The 24353-nt window shown below is 47.9% G+C and carries 13 protein-coding genes and 1 pseudogene; 3 read left to right on the forward strand and 11 right to left on the reverse strand.

Annotated elements, in window-relative coordinates:
* Nucleotides 1-26: 26 nt before the first annotated feature.
* Nucleotides 27-299 (forward strand): acylphosphatase, encoded by a 273-nt coding sequence (locus K3G25_RS18890; protein WP_021493881.1) that lies wholly within the window; start codon nucleotides 27-29, stop codon nucleotides 297-299.
* On the opposite strand, the gene nosA is transcribed toward K3G25_RS18890, so the two are convergent.
* The 9 genes from nosA to K3G25_RS18935 all read right to left on the reverse strand — a co-directional run bounded on the left by nosA (nucleotide 293) and on the right by K3G25_RS18935 (nucleotide 15272).
* Complete coding sequence (gene nosA, locus K3G25_RS18895; RefSeq protein ID WP_029974070.1) at nucleotides 293-1384, reverse strand: nitric oxide synthase; 1092 nt, start codon at nucleotides 1382-1384, stop codon at nucleotides 293-295. The genes K3G25_RS18890 and nosA overlap by 7 nt on opposite strands.
* A gap of 123 nt (nucleotides 1385-1507) precedes the next feature.
* The gene (locus tag K3G25_RS18900; RefSeq protein ID WP_232489761.1) at nucleotides 1508-2302 is read right to left on the reverse strand and encodes an MBL fold metallo-hydrolase; all 795 of its coding nucleotides are present in this window, start codon (nucleotides 2300-2302) and stop codon (nucleotides 1508-1510) included.
* Nucleotides 2303-2353: 51 nt separating this feature from the next.
* On the reverse strand, nucleotides 2354-3652 hold the full coding sequence (locus K3G25_RS18905; RefSeq protein WP_014417175.1) for an Mg(2+)/citrate complex secondary transporter CitM: 1299 nt from the start codon (nucleotides 3650-3652) through the stop codon (nucleotides 2354-2356).
* Nucleotides 3653-3844: 192 nt separating this feature from the next.
* Nucleotides 3845-4807, reverse strand: a complete 963-nt coding sequence (locus K3G25_RS18910; RefSeq protein ID WP_012117061.1) for a tripartite tricarboxylate transporter substrate binding protein — start codon at nucleotides 4805-4807, stop codon at nucleotides 3845-3847.
* Nucleotides 4808-4819: 12 nt separating this feature from the next.
* Nucleotides 4820-5500 (reverse strand): response regulator, encoded by a 681-nt coding sequence (locus K3G25_RS18915; protein WP_007408483.1) that lies wholly within the window; start codon nucleotides 5498-5500, stop codon nucleotides 4820-4822.
* Nucleotides 5497-7101 (reverse strand): sensor histidine kinase, encoded by a 1605-nt coding sequence (locus tag K3G25_RS18920; protein WP_014417172.1) that lies wholly within the window; start codon nucleotides 7099-7101, stop codon nucleotides 5497-5499. Before K3G25_RS18920 ends, K3G25_RS18915 begins: the two co-directional genes overlap by 4 nt.
* 242 nt (nucleotides 7102-7343) lie before the next feature.
* Nucleotides 7344-7997 carry a class A sortase gene (locus K3G25_RS18925; protein WP_014417171.1) on the reverse strand — a complete coding sequence of 218 codons (654 nt, stop codon included), beginning with the start codon at nucleotides 7995-7997 and terminating at the stop codon, nucleotides 7344-7346.
* 107 nt (nucleotides 7998-8104) lie between these two features.
* Entirely contained in the window at nucleotides 8105-14014 is a 5910-nt protein-coding gene (locus K3G25_RS18930; protein WP_232489471.1) for a SpaA isopeptide-forming pilin-related protein, read from the reverse strand.
* Nucleotides 14015-14195: 181 nt separating this feature from the next.
* The gene (locus tag K3G25_RS18935; protein ID WP_232489472.1) at nucleotides 14196-15272 is read right to left on the reverse strand and encodes a response regulator; all 1077 of its coding nucleotides are present in this window, start codon (nucleotides 15270-15272) and stop codon (nucleotides 14196-14198) included.
* Between the two features lie 802 nt (nucleotides 15273-16074).
* On the opposite strand from K3G25_RS18935, the pseudogene K3G25_RS18940 reads away from it, so the two are divergent.
* Nucleotides 16075-17388 (forward strand): annotated as a pseudogene (locus tag K3G25_RS18940) (ATP-binding protein); the annotation flags it as partial.
* Nucleotides 17389-17460: 72 nt separating this feature from the next.
* Complete coding sequence (locus tag K3G25_RS18945) at nucleotides 17461-18540, forward strand: sensor histidine kinase (RefSeq protein WP_269770613.1); 1080 nt, start codon at nucleotides 17461-17463, stop codon at nucleotides 18538-18540.
* A gap of 151 nt (nucleotides 18541-18691) precedes the next feature.
* Here K3G25_RS18945 and K3G25_RS18950 read toward each other — a convergent pair whose 3' ends face one another.
* Nucleotides 18692-21151 carry an exosporium glycoprotein BclB-related protein gene (locus K3G25_RS18950; RefSeq protein ID WP_232489473.1) on the reverse strand — a complete coding sequence of 820 codons (2460 nt, stop codon included), beginning with the start codon at nucleotides 21149-21151 and terminating at the stop codon, nucleotides 18692-18694.
* Between the two features lie 185 nt (nucleotides 21152-21336).
* A partial coding sequence (locus tag K3G25_RS20800; RefSeq protein WP_404977501.1) for a beta strand repeat-containing protein occupies nucleotides 21337-24353 on the reverse strand: 3017 nt, incomplete at its 5' end.

Here is a 24353-nt window from a genome sequence, read left to right on the forward strand (position 1 = left end):
CATAGTAAGAAAAAGGTGGTTTTTCCATGCTTCAATATCATATGATTGCAGACGGCCGGGTTCAGGGCGTAGGTTTTCGCTACTTCGTCCAGATGGAAGCCGACAGACATAAGATAGCCGGCTGGGTAAAAAACCGTGATGACGGCCGGGTGGAAATCCTTGCCGAAGGCCCTGAAGAGTCGTTAAAACAATTTGCCGAAGCAGTCAGAAAAGGCAGCCCCTTCTCACATGTCACAGGCGTAACCATCGAAGAATCACACCGTCTGAAAGGATACCGCACTTTTTCCATCAGTTACTGATAAGGCTTGTCCTGATAATAATAATTCGGCTTCACAATCGTATTGTCATATGATTTATGGAAAATGTGGGTGGAAGCCGGCGAGATCGGCGGAATCAGCCAAGTCCAGTCGCCCGTCAGCTTTCTGCCCGCGTCTTGTTCCTGTTCTTCAAAGCGTTTAAATTGATTCGCCGCCGTATGGTGATCGACAATGCTGACACCGTGTTTTTTGTATGAATAGAGCACTGCCTTATTCAGTTCCACCAGCACCTGATCTTTCCACAGGTCGGTATTCAGGCTGGCGGAAATCCCCATGACCGCAGCGGCTTTTTTGAGCATATCATACCGTTTTTCGTCAGCAAGGTTCCTTGCGCCGATTTCGGTTCCCATATACCATCCGTTAAAAGGCGCCGCGTTGTACGACAATCCGCCGATTTCAAGCCTCATATCGGCGATAATCGGAACCCCGTACCATCTGAGATTTAAATCGGCAAACTCTTCAATATCCGGATGGGTGATCGGCACTTCTTTCACGAGCGTCTGAGGCAGGTCATACCAGACCGGCTGCCCATCCCCTTTCATCCGGAAAAGCAGCGGCAGAATATCAAAATCGGTCCGCTTCCCGCGCCAGCCGAGTTTTTCGCAGACAGCCGTCAGCTCATATGATGCCGGATCACCGACTCTTCCTTTTTCAGTCTCATATCCCGCATAGCGGATGAGCTGGTGATTCCAGATCTCCACTTGTTTCTCCCCATTCTTCTCAGGAGGGAAAATCGTAATTGTCGGTTTAATTTTTCCGCCGTTCGTGGCGATTTCAATATGTTCAAATAATGCGTCGCGCACCTCTTCTTTCGTGTTCACACCGCGCCGGTCAATGACGTTCAGCGATTGCCAGAACAGACGCCCGATACAGCGGTTGCTGTTGCGCCACGCCATTTTCGCCCCGTGTTCAAGTTCTTCCGCCGTATGGACGTAACTTCCCGTCCGCTCTATCTCATCTTTTATCGCGTGTAGACGCGCGTTGATTTGCGATTCCATTCCGAGTTCCTGATAGCAGACATCAATAAAATCCTTCGCCTCATCCCAAAGTATTTCCGTATGTTTCAAAAAACTCTCTCCTTCAATTTACATCTGTTTCCCATTGTATCGTTTTTAGGAGTGAACACAATGGTTTTTTTGTATCATACTGGAAACTGCAAAGAAAAAACACCTGTGATTTTCGCAGGTGTTTTACAAAACGGAATGCAATTTTTCAGCCAGTGTAAGCAAATCCTCACGGTAGTTTTTTCCCGCCATAGGAATTCCGTGACCCGTCAAAAGCGCTTCCGGCTCCAGTTCGGCCAGTTTCTGAACGGATGCGGCCGCCGTCTGCGTATCCGCTGTAAAATAGGCGGGCGGCCCGTGAAGCTCTTGCTTTTGAATGACAACGTCCGCAAGCGATTCCTGTTCAACAGTGATCACGGCATCACCGGCAAGCAGAACACGGTCTTTATCCCGGAATAATGAAATATGGCCGGGTGTGTGGCCGGGCGTATGCACCCATTTCCATTCTTCAAGAAACGGAACGGTACCGTCTGAAGGCAGTGCCTGAACGGACGGAATACGGATCGTATGGCGCGGAAACAGCGGTGACAGCTTTGCGACAAGCCCTTTTTTCGCATCGGGCCTGGCAGGCGGATAATCCGCTTTCCCCGTGACGTACGGGAGCTCCTTTTCATGAATGTAAACCGGCACATTCCAAAGCTCAAGCAGCTCTTCAATCGCACCGACATGATCAAAATGACCGTGTGTCAAAATGACCGCCTTCAGCTGATACCCCTCTTTGAACCGGCGTTTCATTTCTTCTGTTATCATCTCCGCCGATTGCGGCATTCCCGCGTCAACCAGAATGATTTCCCGCGGAGCTGAGGGATTTTCGATAAAATAAACATTCGCAATCTGCACGGTCAGTCCGTAAACGCCGTCCGCCGCTTTAAAACCGGCACCGCTTCTCACTGAAAAAAGCGGCATAAACGGATCACTCATCATGGCACCTCCTCTAATGCCTTTAGTGTGCGACGAACCGGGTGTTTTATGTTAAAAAATCGTGATTGCGCCGATGATGAGCGCAAAGGCCGTCATGACGATAACGGCTAGAACCGCCCATTTCATCGCAAATTTCTGGTGTTCATCAATGGTGACCCCGGCAAGCCCGACTAATAAATGCGTCGACGGCACGAGCGGGCTTAACATATGAATCGGCTGGCCGATAATCGAAGCGCGGGCGATTTCCACCTTATCTACACCGTACGCCACGGCGGTCTCGGATAAAATGGGCAGCACGCCGTAAAAATAGGCGTCATTAGGCATCAGAAACGTAAAGATACCGCTCGTTAAGGCAACAATCGCCGGAATAAACCCCCCCATCTGTTCCGGAATAAGCGATACGAGGGAAATGGCCATCTCATCAACCATCTTCGTCCCCGTTAAAATTCCGGTAAACACGCCTGCGGCAAAAATCATCGAACCGATCGCAAGCACATTGCTCGAATGGGCTGAAATACGCTCCCTTTGATCGTTAAGCTTCGGATAGTTGACAATCAGCGCAATACAAAACGCAATGATGAACAGCACGGTTAAATTCACTTTTCCTGACACTAAAAATCCCACTAAAGAAAGCGTTAACATTAAATTGAACCACCACAGTTTCGGCCGCTTCCATTCATCTTCCGCAGCCGCAGCCGTTTCATTTGTATGGGACGGCTGCTTTAATTCGATCACCCCGAGCCGTTTCCTTTCCATCCTTCCGAGTACATAAGCGACCACAATCATACACACCATTCCGCTCGCAATGACAGGCAGCATCGGCCCCGTCAGCTCTGCCGGGTCAACGCCGAGCGCACTCGCCGCACGCGGCGTCGCGCCGCCCCATGGTATCGTGTTCATGATACCCATGCCGACACCGGCGATTCCCGCTAAAATAATCGGACGGATTCCGAGCATGATATACAAAGGCAGCATTGCGCTTGTCGTAATCATATACGTCGTCGAGCCGTCTCCGTCCAGTGCGACAAGCATGGTCAAAACGGCTGTTCCGACTACAATTTTGAGCGGATCGCCTTTAACCAGCTTTAAAATACGCGACACCATCGGATCAAATAAACCGGTATCAATCATAATGCCGAAATAAAGAATCGCAAACATAATCATGACTGCGATCGGCGCCACCTGTTCAATACCGGAGATCATCATCTCGCCGACCCGGTTAAAAGAAAACCCGGCAAACAGCGCAAACACGATCGGCGTTAATACGAGCGCCGTTAACACTGAAAGCCGTTTTGTCATAATCAGCACCATAAAAACAAGCATCATAAGAAAGCCTAAGATTGCTAACACAGTATGTCCCCCTTATCATGAATACGCTTACATTTTAAAGGCCCGATCCCCTTTATCCGCCTTTTTGCTATCTTATGAGAATTGGATATTGAAGTAAATATTTTGGATTTTAAAGATTTTTAATTTTTTATAACCTTTTCGTTCATTTTGTTCATTTATAAATAAAAAGCCTCCCGCAAATATGCGGAAGGCTTATTTTTCGCTGCTCATCATCTCTTTATAAAACTCGGTCTGCTCTTCTAAAAAGCGTTTTGCGCCGCTGCTGTTTTTATAAAAGCTCTCCCAATCCCGTTTTTTCAGCATTTGCTTCCACTCCGCGGATGAGGTAATCTGTTTCAAAGCCTGATCCCAATAGGCGATCTCGCCTTCGGTCATGTCTTTCGGCCCCATGATGCCTCTCCAGTGCGCAAAGACAAACGGCACCCCCTGCTCTTTCCATGTCGGCACATCGCTGAAGCCGGAGAGCCTTTTGTCCGACGTAACGGCCGCCAATGTGATTTTCCCTTTCCGATAGGCGTCTCTCGCTTCTGAAATGGTCATTGAGGCGGCGTCTATCTCGTGGCTGATAAGAGCTTCAATGACTTCATTGCTGCTCCCGTATTGAAAAAAGCGGATATCAAACGGAGAAATTCCGGCCATTTCCGCCGCTCTCGCAAAGGAGAGCTGGTCATCATTTCCGAGGCCGGGCGCAAATCCGATTTTTATGCCGCCCGGATGTGCTTTAATATCGCCGAGCAGCCGCTTTCCGCTTTTTATCTTTGAATCCTTCGGAAGAGCGACGGTCTGCCACTCTTTTGCGATAATGGCCAAAGGCGTAAAATCAGCTGCCTTCAGCCGGCTTTGTCCCAAAATTTCATTGCTTAACAGCAGGCTTGAATTCATACTGATGACATCCGTTTTTCGTTCGTTTACATATTTCCAGCCGCTGTCTCCGCCTCCGCCGGGTTTATAGACGATCTTTACGGGCCGGCCTAATATTTGCTTCCGCTCTATTACCGATTGCAACGCTTTTGCCGTTACGTCCCAGCCCCCTTGAGGCGCCGCCGGGACGACAATTTCAACCGGCCCTTCAGCTGAACGGATGCCCGCCATCTGCCGTCCGTCAAAAGAAACCAGCGCCGCCAGCATGACAAGAAGCACTCCCAACCGCTTCATTTCTCCCATCCCTTATTCATGTGCTAAATAATATTTCCGTTCCGGCCTGCCGATAATGCCGTACTCTAATTCAGCGAGCGCTTCTTCCTGAGAAACGAGAAACTCGGCGTAGCGCCGCGCCGTTGTTCTGGAGGCGCCCATTTTTTCGCCCAGTTCTTCAGCCGTCATCCCTTTTTGGGCTGCTCTGAGCGCGTTTTTGATTTTTTGAAGTGTAATTGAATTAATCCCGGTCGGCAGATCATTGAGCTGTTTTTGTTCTTTCTGACCGCTTCCGAAAAACATGTCGATAACGGACTGGCTCAGCTCCGGCTGTGAGTGCAGCCATTCTCTTTTTTCACGGTACTGCAAAAGCACTTCTGTAAATTTATGTGCCGACACCGGCTTTATGACATAGTGAGAAACGCCTGATCTGAGCGCTTCCTGCAGCAGTCTTGTTTCGGCAGAAGCCGTAATAATGATGATATCAACGGAAGGAAAACGGCCGCGGATGAGGGGAAGCAGATCTGTCCCCAGCTCATCAGGCATATAAATATCCAAAAGCAGCAGATCAGGCTGCCGTTTCTCAAGCAGCGATATGGTGTCTTTGGCATTGATTGCTTTGCCGATGACATTGAATCCATCAAGATGTTCGATAAATTTTTCGTGAATTTGCGCTATTCGAAAGTCGTCCTCTGCAATCGCGATGTTAATCACACCGATTCCCCCTTTGACCTTTCTTTCGGTATAAACACCGTAAATACGGCACCGCCGCTCTTTTGCTGCGAAATCTCTATCGATCCCTGCAATTCACTGACGGCTTCTTTCAGATTGGCTAAGCCGTATCCTCTCCTCGTCCCCTTTGAAGAGTAGCCCTTTTCAAATATCGTTTCTGTTTTTTCCTGAGGCACGCCGTCTCCTGAATCCGCCACTTCGATGACGATATCCCTGCCGATATCGGTCATAAAAAAGGCGACCTCTTTTTTCTCTTTTTCGGCGACGGCTTCGAAAGCGTTATCAATAAGATTTCCGATGATCGTAATGAGCTGGGATGAACCCACATGCTCCGGCAGCGATTCTAAAAAGCTGTTTTCATCTATTGAAAGCTTCACTTTCTTCTCAGACGCCTTTCCCATTTTTCCTAATAGTATGGCCTGAACCCGCTGTGAATGAATGTTTTGAAAGAGGATTTCGTGCTGTTCATTCTGGATGGCGTACTCTTCTTTTATCAGTTCAATGGCTTCATTATATTCTCCCAGCTCTAACAGACCGAGGATCGCGTAAAGCTTATTCGAGAATTCATGCGTTTGCGCCCGGAGATCCTCCGAGTATTTTTTCATTTCAGTCAGCTTGTTAATGAGTTTCTTGAGCTCCGTTTTTTCGCGGAAGCTGATCACCGCTCCGTATACTTGTCCGGTCTGCTTCATTTCTTTCACGTTTAAGATAAACACTTTATCTCCGGCACGCACCTCCACGTTCGGCGGTAATTCTCCCCCTGCCAAAACCGGCATAAGATTTGCGCCCGGCATGATTTCTTTTATATGCCTTCCGATCATCGGTGCCGGAAGATTCAGCATATCAGCCGCAGATAAATTCATCATGGTTACCGCGCCTTCTTTGTTTACGGCGATAATCCCTTCTTTCATCGCAAGGAGCATCGCATTGCGCTCCCGGTACAGCGCTGCAATTTCATGCGGTTCAAGGCCGAGTGTATCTTTACGGATGCTTTTTGCGAGCGCCGCCGCTCCCCCGATGCCGATAAGAAACACCAAACATGCAAAATAGCCTAAATGCCGCAGATGCGCTTTCATATCTTTTTCTATCTCATCTTGTAAAAACTCGACTGTCACCGTTCCGACAACTTCGTTATGATTTTTTTCCTCCAGAATAACCGGGGCGCTTCCCCGGACGGCCGTCATTCCGTCGGAAACCGGAGACCCGCCGAACATGACGGTTTTGTTTTGCAGATTTTGATTTTCTTTCGGAATGCTGCTGCGGGCCGAATGAAATGCAACATGCCCTTTTTGATCAGTAATGTAGACGGCGTGCGCGCCTGCCTGTTCTTTCATTTGTTCAATGACGTCTAACTTTGTAAAAGCTTCTTGATCCGCAAGCCGGAATGCCTCTTTTACAGGAGGCATGTATGAAATGGTTTTTGCCGTTTGCACCGCCAGCTGTTCAGCCTGCTTCTGGCCTTCCTTTAATTGCTGAAAGGCAAATATAACAGTGAGCGTTCCGATGACAAGTATTAATAAAGCCGTGATTAATCCGGCGATTTTCATTTGCAGAGAGACATAAAACCGCTTCGCTTCCAACACAGCACCAGCCGTCCTTTCCTCCTAAAATCATACCACTTTTTAAATCTTTGTTTCTCATTTTTGAGAATTTTCGTGATCTTTTTCTCTTGTCATTTCTTTCAAAAAGTGCAGTCTGGTATAATTTCCCTTAAGAGAGATAAGAAGGATGAACTTTTTATAATCGATGCGCAAAAAAAAGACTGACAGAAGCCAGTCTCGGGATGTTTAACAACGGACATATATTCAGTTGACAAAGTGTTTCTCTATGATGGCCGAGATACATTTGAATGACCGGAAATATCAATCAATTTTCCTTTGACGGCCAGGCGCCCTTCGGTTCTTACCGCTTTGTCGCATGTGATTAATGTAATCTCTTTATCTTTTGTCTCCTGAATTGCGTTTGCTTCTATTTCTGAAATCATGGTTTTTGATGTTACAGAATAAATATAGTCTTTTCTAAAGTCGGTCATCACGATTTTCGCGCCTTTTTTTATGTGTAAAAGAGGGCCGAACAATAGGTTCTCCTGCTTCAGATGGTGGCCTGCCAACGGGTAGTTTCCCTCGCCCATTTTCTGATCCGGACGCATAGTTGCCGCGCCGATCAGCAGGTTTTCATTGGTTGTGCCTTTTAAAATCGGAAGGTCTAAATCGATGCTGCTGATGGTTATCCGTCCGATTATCGGTTTTGGTTTGCGATTAAAACTTGACTGAACTGTTTCACTGAAACCGGGCGGATGAATGGATTCAAAATCATAGTCCGCTTTTTTCATGTTATTTTTCCGCGCTTGTTCTGCGGTCAATTCCGTTTCAATTTGGCTTTTACTGAGGTACGCGATCAAACAGCCTTTCATGAGAGGAGAGGAAATGAGAAGCAGCCCGGACAAAATAAGAACGGCAATGATCATTTTTTTAACCATGAAGAAAATTCCTTTCTTGTACGCCATGCGGTGAGTATTTGGTGAGAAATGATTCTCTTTTTAAAAAAGCACCTGATCGATTCTTACATGATCAGGTGCGATAACGTCTATCTATTCCTTGCTTTCTTCTTTCTTGATACAACAGCCGCGGCTCCGCCGGCTAATAGCAGCAGAATACCGGCCGTGACCGGCATCATACCGTCCGTATCACCGGTTTTCGGCAGGTTTTTGCCTGTATCCGAGTGATTGGTTTTACCATTGGTATCAGGGTGATGCCCGCCTTGATTCGTTTGATGATTCGGTGTGTCTTTCCCAGGTGCGGGATTTTTTAATTTCTTATTAGAAACGACGACCTCAACGGCTTTTGACTGTCCTTTTTCAATTGTGAATTCAATTGGTTTTTCGTTCAGCTGATAACCGTCAGGCGCGTTTGTTTCGATAAATTGATACTGCCCGGGCGCTAATCCTTTCACCGTAAACCGGCCCTTTTGATCCGTCTTCCATACCGCCGGCCGTTCTTTGCTGCCGCCGGTGTTTACCGGATGTCCGGAAGAATCCGTGATCTTGAATTCAGCACCTTCCAGCACCTTATTTTTATCGTCATGATCCACTTTTGTCAGTGTGACATCACCAGGCGTCAGTGTATTCGCCGCACTGATTTCGACTGGTTTTATGTCGGTATTTGTGATCTTAAATGATATTGGTGTTTGATCCAAACTGTAAAGTTCAGGCGCTTTTGTTTCGATAAATTGATATTCGCCCGCTTTCAGTCCCCGTACAATAATTTGTCCGTGCTCATCTGTCGTCAGACCCTCTGTCAGTACTTTGCCGTTTGCATCTGTCAGATTAAACTTCGCACCTTGCAGGACTTTCCGTTTGTCACCTTGATCCAATTTTGTAAGAACAACGCTGTTCTTGATGTTAACTGCAGTCAGGGCAGCCTGATTCGGTTTTCCGCTGTTCTCAGCCTTAATCGTAAACGGCACAGGGGTTGTTGACAGCAGATAACCATCCGGCGCTTTTGTTTCAACAAATTGATAGTTTCCGGGCGCCAAACCGCCGGCGTCAATTTTGCCGCCTTCTTTTGTCATCAGATCGTCTCTTACGGTTTTTCCATCACTGTCAATGATTTTAAATACTGCACCGTCTAAAACGTTTCCGTCTTGATCCTTCTTGATCAGCTGGACAGAGCCTTGATAGTTGACAAAGGTGCCGGCGTCAGACGGCTTCGGCTTTCCTTCCTCTGTTTCTGAGATGGTAAACTCTTTTTTCTCCGTATTTAACACATAACCGTCGGGCGCTTTTGTTTCGATGAAGGCGTAATGACCCGGTGCAAGGCCGGATGTTTCTACTTTTCCGTCTTTATTGGAAACCAGATCTTCTTTAACCGTTTTTCCATCACTGCCGACGATTTTGAAGACTGCACCTTCAAGCTTCTTGCTTTCCGCATCTTCCTTCGTCAGCCGGACAGAGCCTTTATAGTTGACGGCCGTTCCTGCGTCAGACGGGTTTGGCTTTCCTTCCGCCGATTCTGAGATGGTAAACTCTTTTTTCTCCGTATTTAACACATAACCGTCGGGCGCTTTTGTTTCGATGAAGGCGTAATGACCCGGTGCAAGGCCGGATGTTTCTACTTTTCCGTCTTTATTGGAAACCAGATCTTCCTGAACCGTGTTTCCATCACTGTCGACGATTTTGAAAACTGCGCCTTCTAGGTTCCGGCCGTCTGCATCTTCCTTCGTCAGCTGGACAGAGCCTTTATAGTTGACGGCCGTTCCTGCGTCAGTTGACTCCGGCTTTCCTTCCGCTGTTTCTGAGATGGTAAACTCCACTTTCTCCGTATTTAACACATAACCGTCAGGCGCTTTCGTTTCGATGAAGGCGTAATGACCGGGTGCAAGGCCGGATGTTTCTATTTTTCCGTCCTTTTCTGAAACCAGATCTTCCTGAACCGTTTTACCATCACTGTCGATGATTTTGAAAACTGCGCCTTCAAGATTCCGGCCGTCTGCATCTTTCTTCGTTAAAGCGGCTTTTCCTTTATAATTCACCATTGATCCCAATTCAACATCAGGTACTTGATTCTTTTCGTTCTTTGCGATTGAGAAGTGAATGGCTTTTGTGTTTACGATAAACCCTGACGGGGCTTTCGTCTCCATCAGCCGATAGTATCCGGCGGGCAAACCGTTGATCTCAACTTTCCCATTTTTATCGCTTTCAATATTATTTTTTATCAGAGTATAGGTGCCGTCGCTTGATTTTTTCTCAAGCTTAAATACAGCACCGGCCAAAGGATTATTGTTTTCGTCTTTTTTGATAAGCGTCACCTTATTTTTTTGATTTATGACTTTATAGAGTGCTCCTGCTGCGGAGGATTTGCCGTCAATCGTAACGGAGACCCCGTTTACATAAGCGTCGCTGATGGTGTAGCCGTCCGGAGCTTTTATTTCTTTCAGTACATAGGTTCCGTAACGGATATTCCCAAACACAAGTTTACCGGCATCGTCTGTTGTGCCCGTACGCAGCAGCTGCTTGCCGTCTTTAGACCATAATTGAAAGCCGGCTCCTGAAAGAGATGTTCCGTCTGATCCTGTTTTAGATATCGTCAGGCTTCCCTTCTCTCCTGATCCTGAGCCGCCGCCGCTTGAAATGGCGACAAACACTGAGCTGTTGTTCTCTTGGGTCTGCTCCTCAACATTTGTCCCTGATATCGACACTTTGTTGCTGACCTGACCGCTGCTGCCGGAAATATTAATGAGAGAACGATATTGTATGACATACGCGCGGTCGATTTGTTTATAGCTGCCGGTAAAGGTGAGGACAAATGATTGTTCACCGGTGGCATTGTCAGTTTTTATATCTAGTTTATAGTCCTTATCTTTTTCAAGCTTCACATCACCCGGAATAAGATTTCCGCTGCTGTCTTTCATAACGCCGTTCTCATTATATTTTGCTTGATATACTTTAAAAGAATCTTCATCTATTATTTGATTCTCATCCGGGGTGTCTTTGACTTTTACGTCATCCAGTGTCGATTGGCTGGCATTGACATTAATGTTCCAATCGATATTGTTTCCGTTCTGCTTGCCGCCTTTCGAAATCAGGTTTCCTCCGTTTGCGATGGAAACTGAACCCGTCAGCGTTCGGTCTGCATGGTCATTATTAAAGTACTCTGCTTTGTTTGTGTATTGATTCTGTTTGATGACCTGGCCTTTTAATGACGTTTTAAATTCAATCAGGTATGGTAAAGCGTCATCAGTTTTGAGACGTACGATTAACGTATTTTTGTTGCCGTCTGACGGCTCTTCTATTTCATATTTTGAAGAATCCAGCGACTCTCCTTCAGTGATGGAGCCGTTTTTGCTGATGGTATACGTTTTAACAGCAACCGACCCATGCAAAAATTGCTGACCATCTGTGATCGTATCTTTTATATAAGGATTTTTTGAAGGTTCGCCGTTGTAATTGATGCCGACTTTCCATGTGATTTCTTTTGAAACGGCGTTGTATGAGCCGTTTTTGAATCCGTTATGGGACGTCTGATTGTTCGGTGTGAAACCGCTCGATTCCTTATTTGTGCGTTTGCCGCCGTTTTTATCCGTCCATGTCGACTCCGCCGTATTCTTAATGGGTTCGTTTGAAAAGTCAGCGTTGAATTTTGTCGTATACGTGATCTTAAACTGACTGTTTGTTTCTGCATAATCCCCGATCAATGCTATTGTAAAGCCTTGATTTCCGGGTTTTTTTGTTAATGTATAGTCTGTTCCTTCTTTCAGCGTTTTGTTATCAGTCGTGTCTTGCATGTGAAATGAATCGTCAATGAGCGCCAGGCCTCCGCTGGTGAATTGATCATCCAGCGTCCAGTCTTTCATTGTGTAACCGTTTTTGTTAACTGTGATTGTCCAATCAACCGTCTTCTTCTCATAGTCTGCATTTGAATAATTTTTGATCAGATTCTGCTGAATGGCAGTTCCCGGAGTTTCCTTTGATTCCCCTGTATCTGTCACTGCTGTGTTGGTGTATTTGACAGGACTGTCAATAATGACCCCATCGTTGACTTGAGATTGATAAATGATCTTATATGCTCCTGTGACACTTTGCTTGAATTTTATTTCAAAACCGTTCCCGTTATCAGTCAGCGTATAATCCTCACCCTCTTTTAATGGGGCGCCCTCTTGTTCGCTGCCGTTCTGGCTGAATGTAATCGGAAGGACTTTCAATGAACCGGGAACAAGATGCAGATCGTCTGATCCGAACGTATCCTTGATGCCGGCTTTGGATTGATCAATCTTTTTCTCACCGTAGTTGTACATAACAGCCCAGCTGAACGTTTGGGATTCTCCTTTATAACCTGTCGAAGATTTTTCTATCATTTTTCCGTAACCCGCTGTTACGGAAGCTTCCGCAGAAATCGGCTCCGCATTGTCTCCGCTGAATGCCGCCTTGTTTGTCAGCGTGATCTTTCCGCCTTTACCCGGCTTTGCCGCATCTTTAATTTCTGTGTCATATATGAGCCGGTAGGCTGAATTGATCGTTCCGGCGAAGGTGACACTACCGTTTTCGCCAACGGTATAACCTGAAGTTATCTCATTTCCCTGACTCACCGAACCGTCAATATTCACATCGAGTTCATACACTTTCACAGATCGGAAAGTCAATTCGTCCGGAAGGCTTTCAGTCAATTTCGCATGTTTAACTTCTTCTTCTTTTTTATTAAGATCAACCGTCCACGTTACCTTTCCGGGATTAATACCTTTATCCAATGACCCTGATTTCTCAATGGTTTTATTGACATTCGGTTTAAAATAAACCGTTACGTCCGGCGTATCAGAGTTAACCGGAAACTTAATCTTTTGTGTGGTTGATCCTTTTATTTCTTTCTGATTGAATTGGGTGTTTACATACAATGACCCCTTGACGTTAGAATCTTCTTTTACCTCGCCGTTAAACGTCATGATGACATGGCCGCTCGTATTAATGGAAAAAGTTCCGTACGTACTATCGCCGTCGGTCAATGGCTGGTTCGTAATGTCATTATGCATGATAAATTCTTTAGGCAGATCAAATTCATATCGATCACCGTCGTTTATTGTTTTTCCCAGCTCATTCGGAATCGCCCATTGAATGGTGATATTTGCCGGAGAGTTCGTATTCGCAGGGTTGTTTTTGTCATATGGTTTTCCTTTTTCATCCGTCAATTTCACATCAGTTAAAATATTTTTCGTAATCCGGCTTCCGCCTGATTGAAGGCTTTTAGCGGCAGATTTGCTTGTAATCACCATTTTTGATTGACTGCGTTTAGCAGAAGGTTTTGATTTCGTTGTCTGTTCTGCTTTATCACCGCCGTCCGCAGATGCTGACTTTTTCTCTGTCTTTTCCTGAGGTTCAGCAGGTGTTGAAGAAGTGTTTTTTTCTGTATCGGAATCCGTTGTTTCGTCTTTCTTCACAGGGATTAACACCTGCTGGGTCTTGCCGGCATCCAGTTGAAAAAGAGCTTTTGCCATTTTCGTCTCATCTGTTATGTCGGGAGTAAACTTCGCCGACAGTGTAATGACGCCTTTGGCATCCCCGGCATCCGCTCCAGCATCATTCACTTTCACTTCCAGCGTGCTGCTTTTTGCTTCAGCTTTATATATACCGATCACCCGATCAGCTGATGTCAGCTCACCTTCGGCATCGTTATCTAATGTAAAACTTTCCGGAATCTTTAAGGTGATATTCCGGTCACTTGCATCTTCCTTGTGTTTTAGTGACCATTCGTATGTCAGTGTCACTTTATCTCCCGGTGCTAAAGCGGGCTCACTCCCTTTTGACCCGTCAACGGTCTGCTGTCTGCCGTCTTTGACTGTAACTGAATCAAAGAACCCGCTCTCGCTTTGTTGTGATCCGGAAGCGGCTGCGATCGGAGTAAAGCTGACAACTTGGCTGAAGATGAAAAACAGCGTGAAGCATGAAATCAATGCCGCCCTCAGCCTTTTGCTTTTTTTCTGGCTGAACGAAAAGTTCCTCACTCCCAATGTCTTATTCCTCCCCTTTTATATAGACTTACGTTCGAACAAGCCGGTAAGCATGGGATTCTCCTTATCCGAACCAAACTACATTGTATGAAATCGGCCTATACAAATTCTGTACATGGGGATCATTTCAGAAATAGCGCACAAAAAAAGACCGGCATCAGCCGGTCCGGTCATTCAATCGTCAATTGATTTTATCCTTCAATTGTTTATAGCGTTCGTATTCCTTTATCGCCTCTTCTACCTTTCCCAGTTTATTAAATAACTGCAGTTTGTATTGTATAATTTTATCGTCACCGGGCTCTATTTTCTCAACCTGCAGGCAAATGTCCATCGCTTGATGATCATTCTTCTCTTGGATGAGAAAACCAATCAGTTCGTACGCTTTGCTGAGCCACAGATGGGCCAGACGCGCTTTTTCCGGCTCTGCCCACAGATAGCCATTCTCCATGAGATAATGGTTCTCATATGACATGACAATGTTCATGTGCCGGGTTAGTGCAGCTGCGCTGAGCGGAGGAGCCTCTTTTAATGTTTTTTCCCATTCCACTGTATCAATCTTTACCCCGGAAAGCCGGAGAATGTATCCTATATCGGTATTTTCTATTGATTGGCTGAAGGGCAGCTGACCGATTAATTTCCGTATCTGATATATTGTCGAGTAGAGCTGGGTGCTTGCTTTTGATATATCATAAGCAGGCCAAAACATTTCCATCAGCATGTCTTTACTGACCGTGCGCCCTTGATTAAGAAGTAAAAATGCATACAGTTCACGGGCTTTGGATGTTCTCCACTTGACTGTTATGTATGTTTTGACACCATTTACCGATTGATAAAAGTCCAGATTCCCAAAACATTGTATAACATAATCCATCCCGGTATTCTCTTCTGCCGCCCTGAGTTTTTTATTCATTCGGATTCGCTCAACAGTTGTCAGCAGCCGGGCATTGTCAACCGGTTTTAAAAGATAATCGACAGCATTTAATTCAAACGCTTTGATCGCGAATTCATTATAAGCGGTGATAAAAATAACTTGGATATTTTCATTGAGCTCCTGAATCGATTCAGCTAGCTCAATACCGTTTATCCCGGGCATTTCAATGTCAAGAAACACCGCATCAGCTGCTGAAAGCTCCGAATGCTCCAGAACTTCCGCCGGATCTTGAAACGTTATAATAGATTGAAAGGCGTTTGTCCGCTCAAGCATACGATTAAAATGAAGCAATGCCAGTTCCTCATCATCCACAATTAACGCTTTCAAACCGCATCCCACCCGTCAATATAGATATCTGAAAATAATTTCAATTATACCATGTCCAACGCCCTATATAGTTGGATTCTTTTTCTTTCTCTTGTTGTATTATAAAGTTTGTGATTACAATATTTGTACATTAAATAGGATAATAGAATGCCCCTGAATGGGATAAAGGAGTAATGATGTGAAAGAAAAATTCATTTCGATTTCGATTATTTGCGGCTATGCTGCCTTCTTTATGATTTTTATGGCCATGGATCATTTTTCAGGATCATCCCTCCCTCAAGCGGAACAGGGAGTGATCAATCTGGAAAAGTGGGATTTTCAAAAGGATGGAAATGTCCAGCTGAACGGGAAATGGATTCTATATCCAAATCAGATGCTGTCACCGCAGGCGCTTCATTCAGCAAAAGGAAAAAATCCCGTACTCGTTGATGTCCCTGTCAATGTGAAGCTGTTCGGAAAAACGGCCGATGTGGATTACGGGACGTACAAACTGACAATCCGATCAAATGAAGACAATCAGGTTTTGGGGATCAGCACATCTTTTATCTACAGTTCAAACCGCCTTTATCTTAATGGAAAAGTAATCGGACAGAGCGGCAATCCTTCAGAAAAAGCTGATTTTAAGGCGCAGAACAAACCGTACAGCAGCTTTTTCAGGCTTCGCAAGGGTGACAATGAACTTGTCCTGCATTTTTCGAATTTCGGAAAAGTTCCCGGCTGGGGGATCGCAAAACCGATAACGTTTGGGACTCAGGAACAAATTATACGCGAGAATCAAATTTCCTTTTTCAATGATTCCATTATGATTACGGCTTTTTTCATTACCGGTTTATATTTTCTCGGCTTTTTTCTCCAACGGACAAAGGATAAACATTTATTGTTCTTTTCCGTGATGTGTCTGCTTTTTTCAGCCATTATTCTTATGATCGGGAAAGAAAGAATTATCTTTCTCCTCTTTCCGTCTATTTCATTTTCATTGCTGAATTCCTTGCGTATCATCTCAACCGTGCTTGTCAGCATGGCGGTTTTTCTTTATCTCTTTTATGCATACAGAGAAATTGTTTCAAAAACGACGATCACCTTTTTAACCGCTTTATCCGGGATTATCTTGATCACTGATTTTATGTCCGGAAGTTTCATTGACCACCTCTCATACATTTTACATTCTGTGCTTGCCGTTACGACTCTGTTTTATATTACATATATTTTTACGATTGCCGCCATAAGAAAAATAAAAGGAAGCACGTACCTTACACTCGCATCCGTCTCGATGAGCGCTTTTGTGATTCTTACAACCATTTCAGCTTACAGCGGCAAAACGGCTTTTTCTTTTAATTCGATCTATTCATTGCCGACAGTCATCGCTTTATTGGCGGTGGTTCTTCTGATGGCGCAGCAATTCGCCGGAGCTTTCCGGGACAATGAAGTCCTCTCACGGAAATTAGTCAAAATCGACCAACTGAAAGATGAATTTATCGCCAAAACTTCACACGAATTCAAGACGCCGCTGAACAGCATTATTAATATATGCCAAACCCTTGTAGCCGGCAGAAAAAAGAAGACGATAGAGGAAGAGAAAGAAAATATGCAGCTGATCATCCGTATGGGCTACAGACTTTCTGATCTCGTAAATGATATTCTTGATTTGGAAAAAATGAAGCAGGGTATGCTGCAGATTCGTCCGGTTCCCGTCGATGTGCATGCCGTCATATGCAGTGAGATGAACTTCTACCGGCTTTTATCCAAACATAAAAAACTTGCCATTCTTAATCATGTGCCGGACGATCTCCCTTTGGTGCTTGCAGATGAAAACCGATTCCGGCAAATCTTAACCAATCTTGTTGAAAACGCAATCAAGTACACATCCGAGGGGAACATTATTCTTTCTGCTGAAAGCCTGAATGACAAAATGATTCAAATCACGGTGGCCGATACCGGCAGCGGCATTCCTGAGGCTGATCTTGAAACCATTTTTGATTCTTTTCAGCAAGCTGAAGGGACGGAAGAAGATGGAACGGGTTTAGGTTTAAGTATTGTGAAACAGCTCGTCAAGCTCCAAAACGGGGACATCTGGGCGGAGTCAGCGGCGGCGCAAGGATCAGCCTTTCATTTTACGTTACCCGCCGCTCAAATTGATTCTTTACCGGAAGCAAAGACCCAGCTTCCTAAATCACAGCCCGGACAGAGAATGCCGGATATTTCGCTGGTCACGCCTTATCACTCAGAAAAAATCGAGGCTCCGACGATTCTGATCGTCGACGATAACATCGAGAGTTTGAAAATTTTAACTGATATGCTGGAAGGTGTTCCTTATAACGTAATCGCAGTAAAAAGCGGAAAAGAGGCGCTTCAAGCTGTCTCTTCCTCGAAGCTTGACTTGGTCATATTAGACTTGATGATGCCCGACATGACGGGTTTTGAAGTCTGCGCAATCATCCGCGAAAGATTCAGCATGGTCGATCTGCCGGTTCTTATCGTTACGGCAGCCATTATCAGCCATGACAAATACAAGGCGTTTCATGCCGGAGCAAACGACATTTTACAAAAGCCTTATCATTACTCTGAATTCACCGCGCGTATTAAAAATTTAATTTTGATGAAGCATACGGCTCACCAAGCCACAAATTTGGAAATGGCTTTTCTTCAGTCGCAAATTAAGCCTCATTTTCTTTACAATGTATTAAATACGATCATCGCGCTCAGCCATTTGGATATTGAAAAAGCCCGGGAAACGACTGCTGCATTTACAAACTATTTAAGGATGAGTTTTGATTTTCAAAACACTTCGGACATCAGCTCATTCAGAAACGAACTTTCTATCATTACGTCATATCTTTCTATAGAAAAAACACGCTTCGGCAAACGGCTTGATATCTCTTTTGATATTGAACAGGACATTGACTTCCCCCTTCCGCCTTTAATGATACAGCCATTGGTGGAAAACGCCGTTCATCACGGGATCAGTAAGAAAAGAGGCGGCGGACGGATAAAGCTGACAGCGAAAAAACAAGGCGAAAACACGTATTTAATCAAAGTGGAGGATAATGGAACCGGCATCATGCCGGACATACAGAAAGATATTTTGTCTTCTGATGTTAATCGCAGTGTCGGCCTGAAAAATATCAATCGGCGGCTGAAGCATTTTTGCGGAAGTGAATTGACGATCACCAGCACCCCGGATGAGGGCACCGCTGTTTCGATGATGATCCACACTCCCGGCACAACGGATGATTCGAACTCACTAAAAACGTCTTCATTAAGATACTGATTAACTTCAGAAGGCTTGTAAATACTTCTGCCGGCTGTCGGGAAATTCCCGTCAGCCTTTATTTACCCAAAAAGTAAAAACAAAAAAGCTTGAAGAAAAAGTGATATCTTCTCCAAGCTTAGATGATCCGCACCAGTCTGGCCGTTTTCACTTAAGAAATCGTAACTCCCGCGCTTGCATATCCCGCCACTGTATTAATAAGCGAAAGGCCGGTCGCAGTGGCGGAGAATACCATTAACAGCCGGGTTTGAGGAGTTACCGCAATGTTCAGCCCTGTCGTGATTCCGTTGCTGATGCTGCCGATTGACAATATGCCGGTGAGGGGAGGAGCTAAAGTGACGGATGCTCCGGGGATCGGCGTGAACGTATTGTTCGGCACTGTGGAACTGTATAATTGTGCGGTTATCGTAACCGTCGAGCCGACAAGCGACAATGCTGCGGTTGTACTGAAATAGGCGGCAATTGATGTAATGGTTCCGCTTCTCGGAGCAGAAAAAGCAAAGTTCAGCAGAGTCCCTCCGGCCCCGGTAAGATCAATTGCACCTCCCCCTCCGACATTGACGCCCGTCACAGAATTGCCGAACCCGACAAGGCTCACCGTTCCGATTAATCCGCCGGCAATGGTCGTCACGGCAGTGGGAAGACCTGAAGCATAGGGAATGATCGCGCCTGCTCCGGTTGCTCCGGTTATCCCAGTTGCGCCGGTTACTCCGGTTACTCCGGTGGCTCCGGTTGCTCCGGTCGATCCTGTTACTCCAGTCGCTCCAGTACCTCCGGTTACTCCCGTTACCCCGGTTGCCCCAGTTACTCCCGTTACCCCGGTTGCTCCGGTTACTCCCGTTACTCCGGTCGCCCCGGTATCTCCGGTTACCCCGGTTGCTCCGGTTACTCCCGTTACTCCGGTCGCCCCGGTTACACCGGTCGAGCCCGTTACTCCGGTTGCTCCTGTTACCCCAGTTGCCCCCATTACCCCGGTGGCGCCGGTTAATCCAGTTGCTCCGGTTATCCCCGTGGCTCCCGTTACTCCGGTGGCGCCGGTTTCTCCGGTCGAGCCTGTTACTCCGGTGGCGCCTGTTATTCCTGTCGCTCCAGTAGCTCCGGTTACTCCCGTTACCCCGGTTGCTCCAGTAGCTCCGGTTACCCCGGTTACCCCGGTTGATCCCGTTACTCCGGTGGCGCCTGTTATTCCTGTTGATCCAGTATCCCCGGTTACTCCCGTGGCTCCCGTTATCCCGGTTACTCCCGTGGCTCCCGTTATCCCGGTTTCTCCAGCGGCTCCCGTTACTCCGGTCGCTCCAGTATCCCCGGTTACTCCCGTTACTCCGGTTTCTCCGATTAGTCCAGTGGCTCCCGTTACTCCCGTGGCGCCGGTTGCTCCGGTTAGTCCAGTAGCTCCGGTGGCTCCCGTTACTCCGGTTGGGCCGGTGAGCCCGGTGGCTCCCGTTACTCCAGTATCCCCGGTTACACCGGTAGCACCTGTTACTCCGGTCGCTCCAGTATCCCCGGTTACTCCCGTTACTCCGGTTTCTCCGGTTATTCCAGTGGCTCCCGTTACTCCCGTGGCTCCCGTTACTCCGGTTGCGCCTGTTACCCCAGTTGCCCCCATTACCCCGGTGGCGCCGGTTAATCCAGTTGCTCCGGTTATCCCCGTGGCTCCCGTTACTCCGGTGGCGCCGGTTGCTCCGGTCGAGCCCGTTACTCCGGTTGCTCCTGTTACCCCAGTTGCCCCCATTACCCCGGTGGCGCCGGTTAATCCAGTTGCTCCGGTTATCCCCGTGGCTCCCGTTACTCCGGTGGCGCCGGTTGCTCCGGTCGAGCCTGTTACTCCGGTGGCGCCTGTTTCTCCGGTTATCCCGGTTGCTCCGGTTACTCCAGTGGCTCCAGTTATTCCGGTCGCTCCAGTAGCTCCGGTTACTCCGGTTACTCCCGTTACCCCGGTTGCTCCAGTTGATCCCGTTATTCCGGTCGCTCCAGTATCTCCGGTTACTCCGGTGGCGCCTGTTATTCCTGTCGCTCCTGTATCTCCGGTTACTCCCGTTACTCCGGTTTCTCCAGTGGCTCCGGTGGCCCCTGTTACTCCGGTGGCTCCCGTTACTCCCGTGGTGCCGGTTGCTCCAGTCGCGCCGGGATCTCCAGTGACGCCGGTTGCTCCGGTTAGTCCAGTAGCTCCGGTGGCTCCCGTTACTCCCGTGGCGCCTGTTACCCCAGTTGCCCCCGTTACCCCGGTGGCACCGGTTACCCCAGTCGCTCCGGTATTCCCGGTCGAGCCCGTTGCTCCGGTGAATCCCGTTGCTCCGGTAAACCCCGTTGCTCCAGTGAATCCCGTTGCTCCAGTCAGCCCTGTTGCTCCGGTCAGCCCCGTTGCTCCGGTGCACCCCGTTGCTCCGGTGAATCCTCTTACATGAAAATGATTTGGATGACAGCATGGACACCATCTTTCATGACAGCAAGAGTTTTCGCAACAGAATCCTTCACAGCAATGTGCTCGATTTTGATAACTGCGCCTTTGATTTCTTCTTTTATGTTGAAAATGACAGCAACAATCATTGCAATTCCGGCAGTCGTAATCCCAAGAGTCGTATCTGTTATACCAAGTATCTCCTTTTCTCATTACACCACCTCTATTCGCATAATATTTCCACGAAGAAAAAAGGTGTGGCAAAACCCCACTTCTATTGGGCAAATTTTCAAATGGTCTTTAAGGCTGCATCATGCACAGCTTTTTTCACAGAAAAAAAGACCTAACTGTGCATAAGTCAGGTCTTTCATCTTTAAAATATCAGTCTGCTGTTATCATTAGGTTGTCGGGAAACTTATGCTGTTAAAATCGATATTGAGAGCAGTTGCTGCCGTTAAATTATTAGCAGTTGTTAAAATAATCCTTAGCTGGTACGTGTTTGTTCCTGCGGTCGGCGCAGTATCCACTGTTGTGTCCGCAATCGAAAAACTTTCCGTAGCTGCGGTAGTATTAGTTCGCGACAGAGTTCTTGTATGAATTTGTACTGTTCCCCTATATAATCTCACCTCAAAAACAAAGTTTGAATTGGCTGCAGATGTTATCGCGACACTGAGGGCATAATCAAGCTTTACATTCTGCAAAGCATTAACTGGGATTGCCAGCGTAGCAACGGGAACTTCTGTATTTAACGGCGGATAAACAGTGAGCGGCCCGTTGGTTCTTGTGAAGAGCAAGGCCGGTGTACTGCCTGTGGCGCCGGTTACTCCTGTTGATCCGGTTACTCCTGTTGCTCCTGTTACTCCCGTTGCTCCTGTTGCTCCTGTTGCTCCAGTCACACCCGTTGGACCGGTTGGGCCTGTTACCCCGGTTGCGCCAGTTGCGCCAGTCGCTCCGGTTATCCCCGTTGCCCCAGTCACTCCTGTTGCACCTGTTGATCCCGTTACTCCTGTTGCACCCGTTGCTCCGGTTACTCCTGTTGCTCCGGTTACTCCTGTTGCTCCTGTTGGCCCTGTTACTCCGGTTGAACCCGTTGAACCGGTTACTCCTGTTGCTCCAGTTACTCCTGTTGCTCCTGTTGGCCCTGTTACTCCGGTTGAACCCGTTGCTCCGGTTACTCCTGTTGCTCCAGTTACTCCTGTTGCTCCAGTCACACCCGTTGGACCGGTTGGGCCTGTTACCCCGGTTGCGCCAGTCGCTCCTGTTATACCCGTTGCCCCAGTCACTCCAGTTGCACCTGTTGATCCCGTTACTCCTGTTGCACCCGTTGCTCCGGTTACTCCTGTTGCTCCTGTTGCTCCTGTTGCTCCTGTTGCTCCTGTTGCTCCTGTTGCTCCTGTTGCTCCTGTTGCTCCTGTTATACCCGTTGCTCCAGTCACACCCGTTGAACCGGTTGGGCCTGTTATTCCGGTTACACCAGTTGCGCCTGTTGATCCCGTTACTCCGGTTGCGCCTGTTTCTCCCGTTGAGCCCGTGACCCCAGTTGCGCCAGTCGCTCCGGTTGGACCCGTGATTCCGGTTGGGCCTGTCGATCCCGTTGGGCCCGTGACCCCAGTTGCGCCAGTCGCTCCGGTTGGACCCGTGATTCCGGTTGGGCCTGTCGATCCCGTTGGGCCTGTTATTCCGGTTGGACCGGTGATTCCGGTTGGGCCTGTCGATCCCGTTGGGCCTGTTATTCCGGTTGGACCGGTTGCTCCAGTCGCGCCAGTTGAACCGGTTGGACCGATTTCTCCAGTTACACCCGTTGCCCCTGTCGGTCCTGTCGATCCTGTTGCTCCTGTTGGGCCGGTTTCTCCGGTTGAACCTGTGGCTCCTGTTACTCCAGTTGCTCCAGTTATACCCGTTGCTCCAGTCACACCCGTTGAACCGGTTGGGCCTGTTATTCCGGTTACACCAGTTGCGCCTGTTGATCCGGTTGAGCCCGTTATTCCGGTCGCTCCCGTTGGGCCCATTTCTCCAGTTATACCGGTTGCGCCGGTTGCGCCGGTTTCTCCAGTTGCTCCGGTTGCTCCAGTTGGACCGGTTGCTCCAGTCGGTCCTGTTGCTCCTGTTACTCCAGTTACTCCTGTTGGGCCAGTTTCTCCGGTTGAACCAGTTACACCAGTTGGACCTGTTACTCCAGTCGATCCGGTTGAGCCTGTTGATCCGGTTGGACCAGTTTCTCCGGCTGAACCAGTTACACCAATTGAGCCCGTGACCCCAGTCGGGCCAGTAACTCCTGTTGGCCCTGTTACTCCGGTTATACCAGTTGGGCCGGTTTCTCCTGTTGCACCGGTTTCTCCAGTTAATCCCGTCGCACCAGTTGAGCCGGTTTCTCCAGTTGATCCTGTTGATCCCGTTACTCCTGTTGCTCCTGTTACTCCAGTTGATCCTGTTGCTCCTGTTACTCCAGTTGCTCCTGTTACTCCAGTTAGTCCTGTTACACCAGTTATTCCCGTTACACCAGTTATTCCCGTTACACCAGTTGGACCCGTTTCTCCGGTTGAACCTGTTACCCCTGTTGCGCCAGTCGCTCCGGTTATCCCCGTTGCCCCAGTCACTCCAGTTGCTCCGGTTGATCCCGTTACTCCGGTTTCTCCGGTTACTCCGGTTGGACCTGTTGCTCCGGTTGGACCCGTGATTCCGGTTGGGCCCGTTTCTCCAGTCGCCCCTGTTACTCCGGTTGGGCCCGTTTCTCCGGTCGCCCCTGTTACTCCAGTTGCTCCAGATATACCCGTTGCTCCAGTTGCTCCGGTTGGACCGGTCTCTCCTGTTACACCTGTTGATCCCGTTACACCAGTTGGACCCGTTTCTCCGGTTGCTCCCATGATTCCGGTTGGACCCGTTTCTCCCGTTGAACCTGTTACTCCAGTTGGGCCGGTTTCTCCTGTTACACCTGTTGGCCCTGTTGCGCCGGTTAGGCCAGTTTCTCCGGTTGGGCCAGTTACACCGGTTGCGCCTGTTTCTCCCGTTGAACCGGTTACACCAGTCGAGCCGGTTGTTCCTGTTACTCCGGTTGAACCCGTTGCTCCTGTTATCCCCGTTGCTCCAGTCGGTCCTGTTGCTCCTGTTACTCCAGTTGATCCCGTTGCGCCAGTCGATCCGGTTACTCCCGTCGCTCCAGTTTCTCCTGTTGAACCAGTTACACCAGTTGAGCCGGTTTCTCCTGTTGCTCCTGTTGGGCCAGTTTCTCCGGTTGCGCCAGTAACTCCTGTTGGACCGGTTGAGCCAGTTACACCAGTTGGACCCGTGATTCCTGTTGGGCCGGTTTCTCCAGTCGCCCCTGTTACTCCAGTCGGTCCTGTTGCTCCAGTCGGTCCTGTTGCTCCAGTCGGCCCTGTTGCTCCAGTCGGCCCTGTTGCTCCAGTCGGCCCTGTTG

It is taken from the genome of Bacillus sp. FCW2, assembly GCF_021228595.1.
Lineage (GTDB): Bacteria > Bacillota > Bacilli > Bacillales > Bacillaceae > Bacillus > Bacillus velezensis.

Bases quoted from the DNA above. Each gene is read 5' to 3' on its own strand.
- K3G25_RS18945 (WP_269770613.1), top strand. From the start codon at position 17,461: ATGCCGGATATTTCGCTGGTCACGCCTTATCACTCAGAAAAAATCGAG.
- K3G25_RS18890 (WP_021493881.1), top strand. From the start codon at position 27: ATGCTTCAATATCATATGATTGCAGACGGCCGGGTTCAGGGCGTAGGT.
- K3G25_RS18950 (WP_232489473.1), bottom strand. From the start codon at position 21,151: ATGAGAAAAGGAGATACTTGGTATAACAGATACGACTCTTGGGATTAC.
- K3G25_RS18910 (WP_012117061.1), bottom strand. From the start codon at position 4,807: ATGAAGCGGTTGGGAGTGCTTCTTGTCATGCTGGCGGCGCTGGTTTCT.
- K3G25_RS18925 (WP_014417171.1), bottom strand. From the start codon at position 7,997: ATGGTTAAAAAAATGATCATTGCCGTTCTTATTTTGTCCGGGCTGCTT.
- K3G25_RS18900 (WP_232489761.1), bottom strand. From the start codon at position 2,302: ATGAGTGATCCGTTTATGCCGCTTTTTTCAGTGAGAAGCGGTGCCGGT.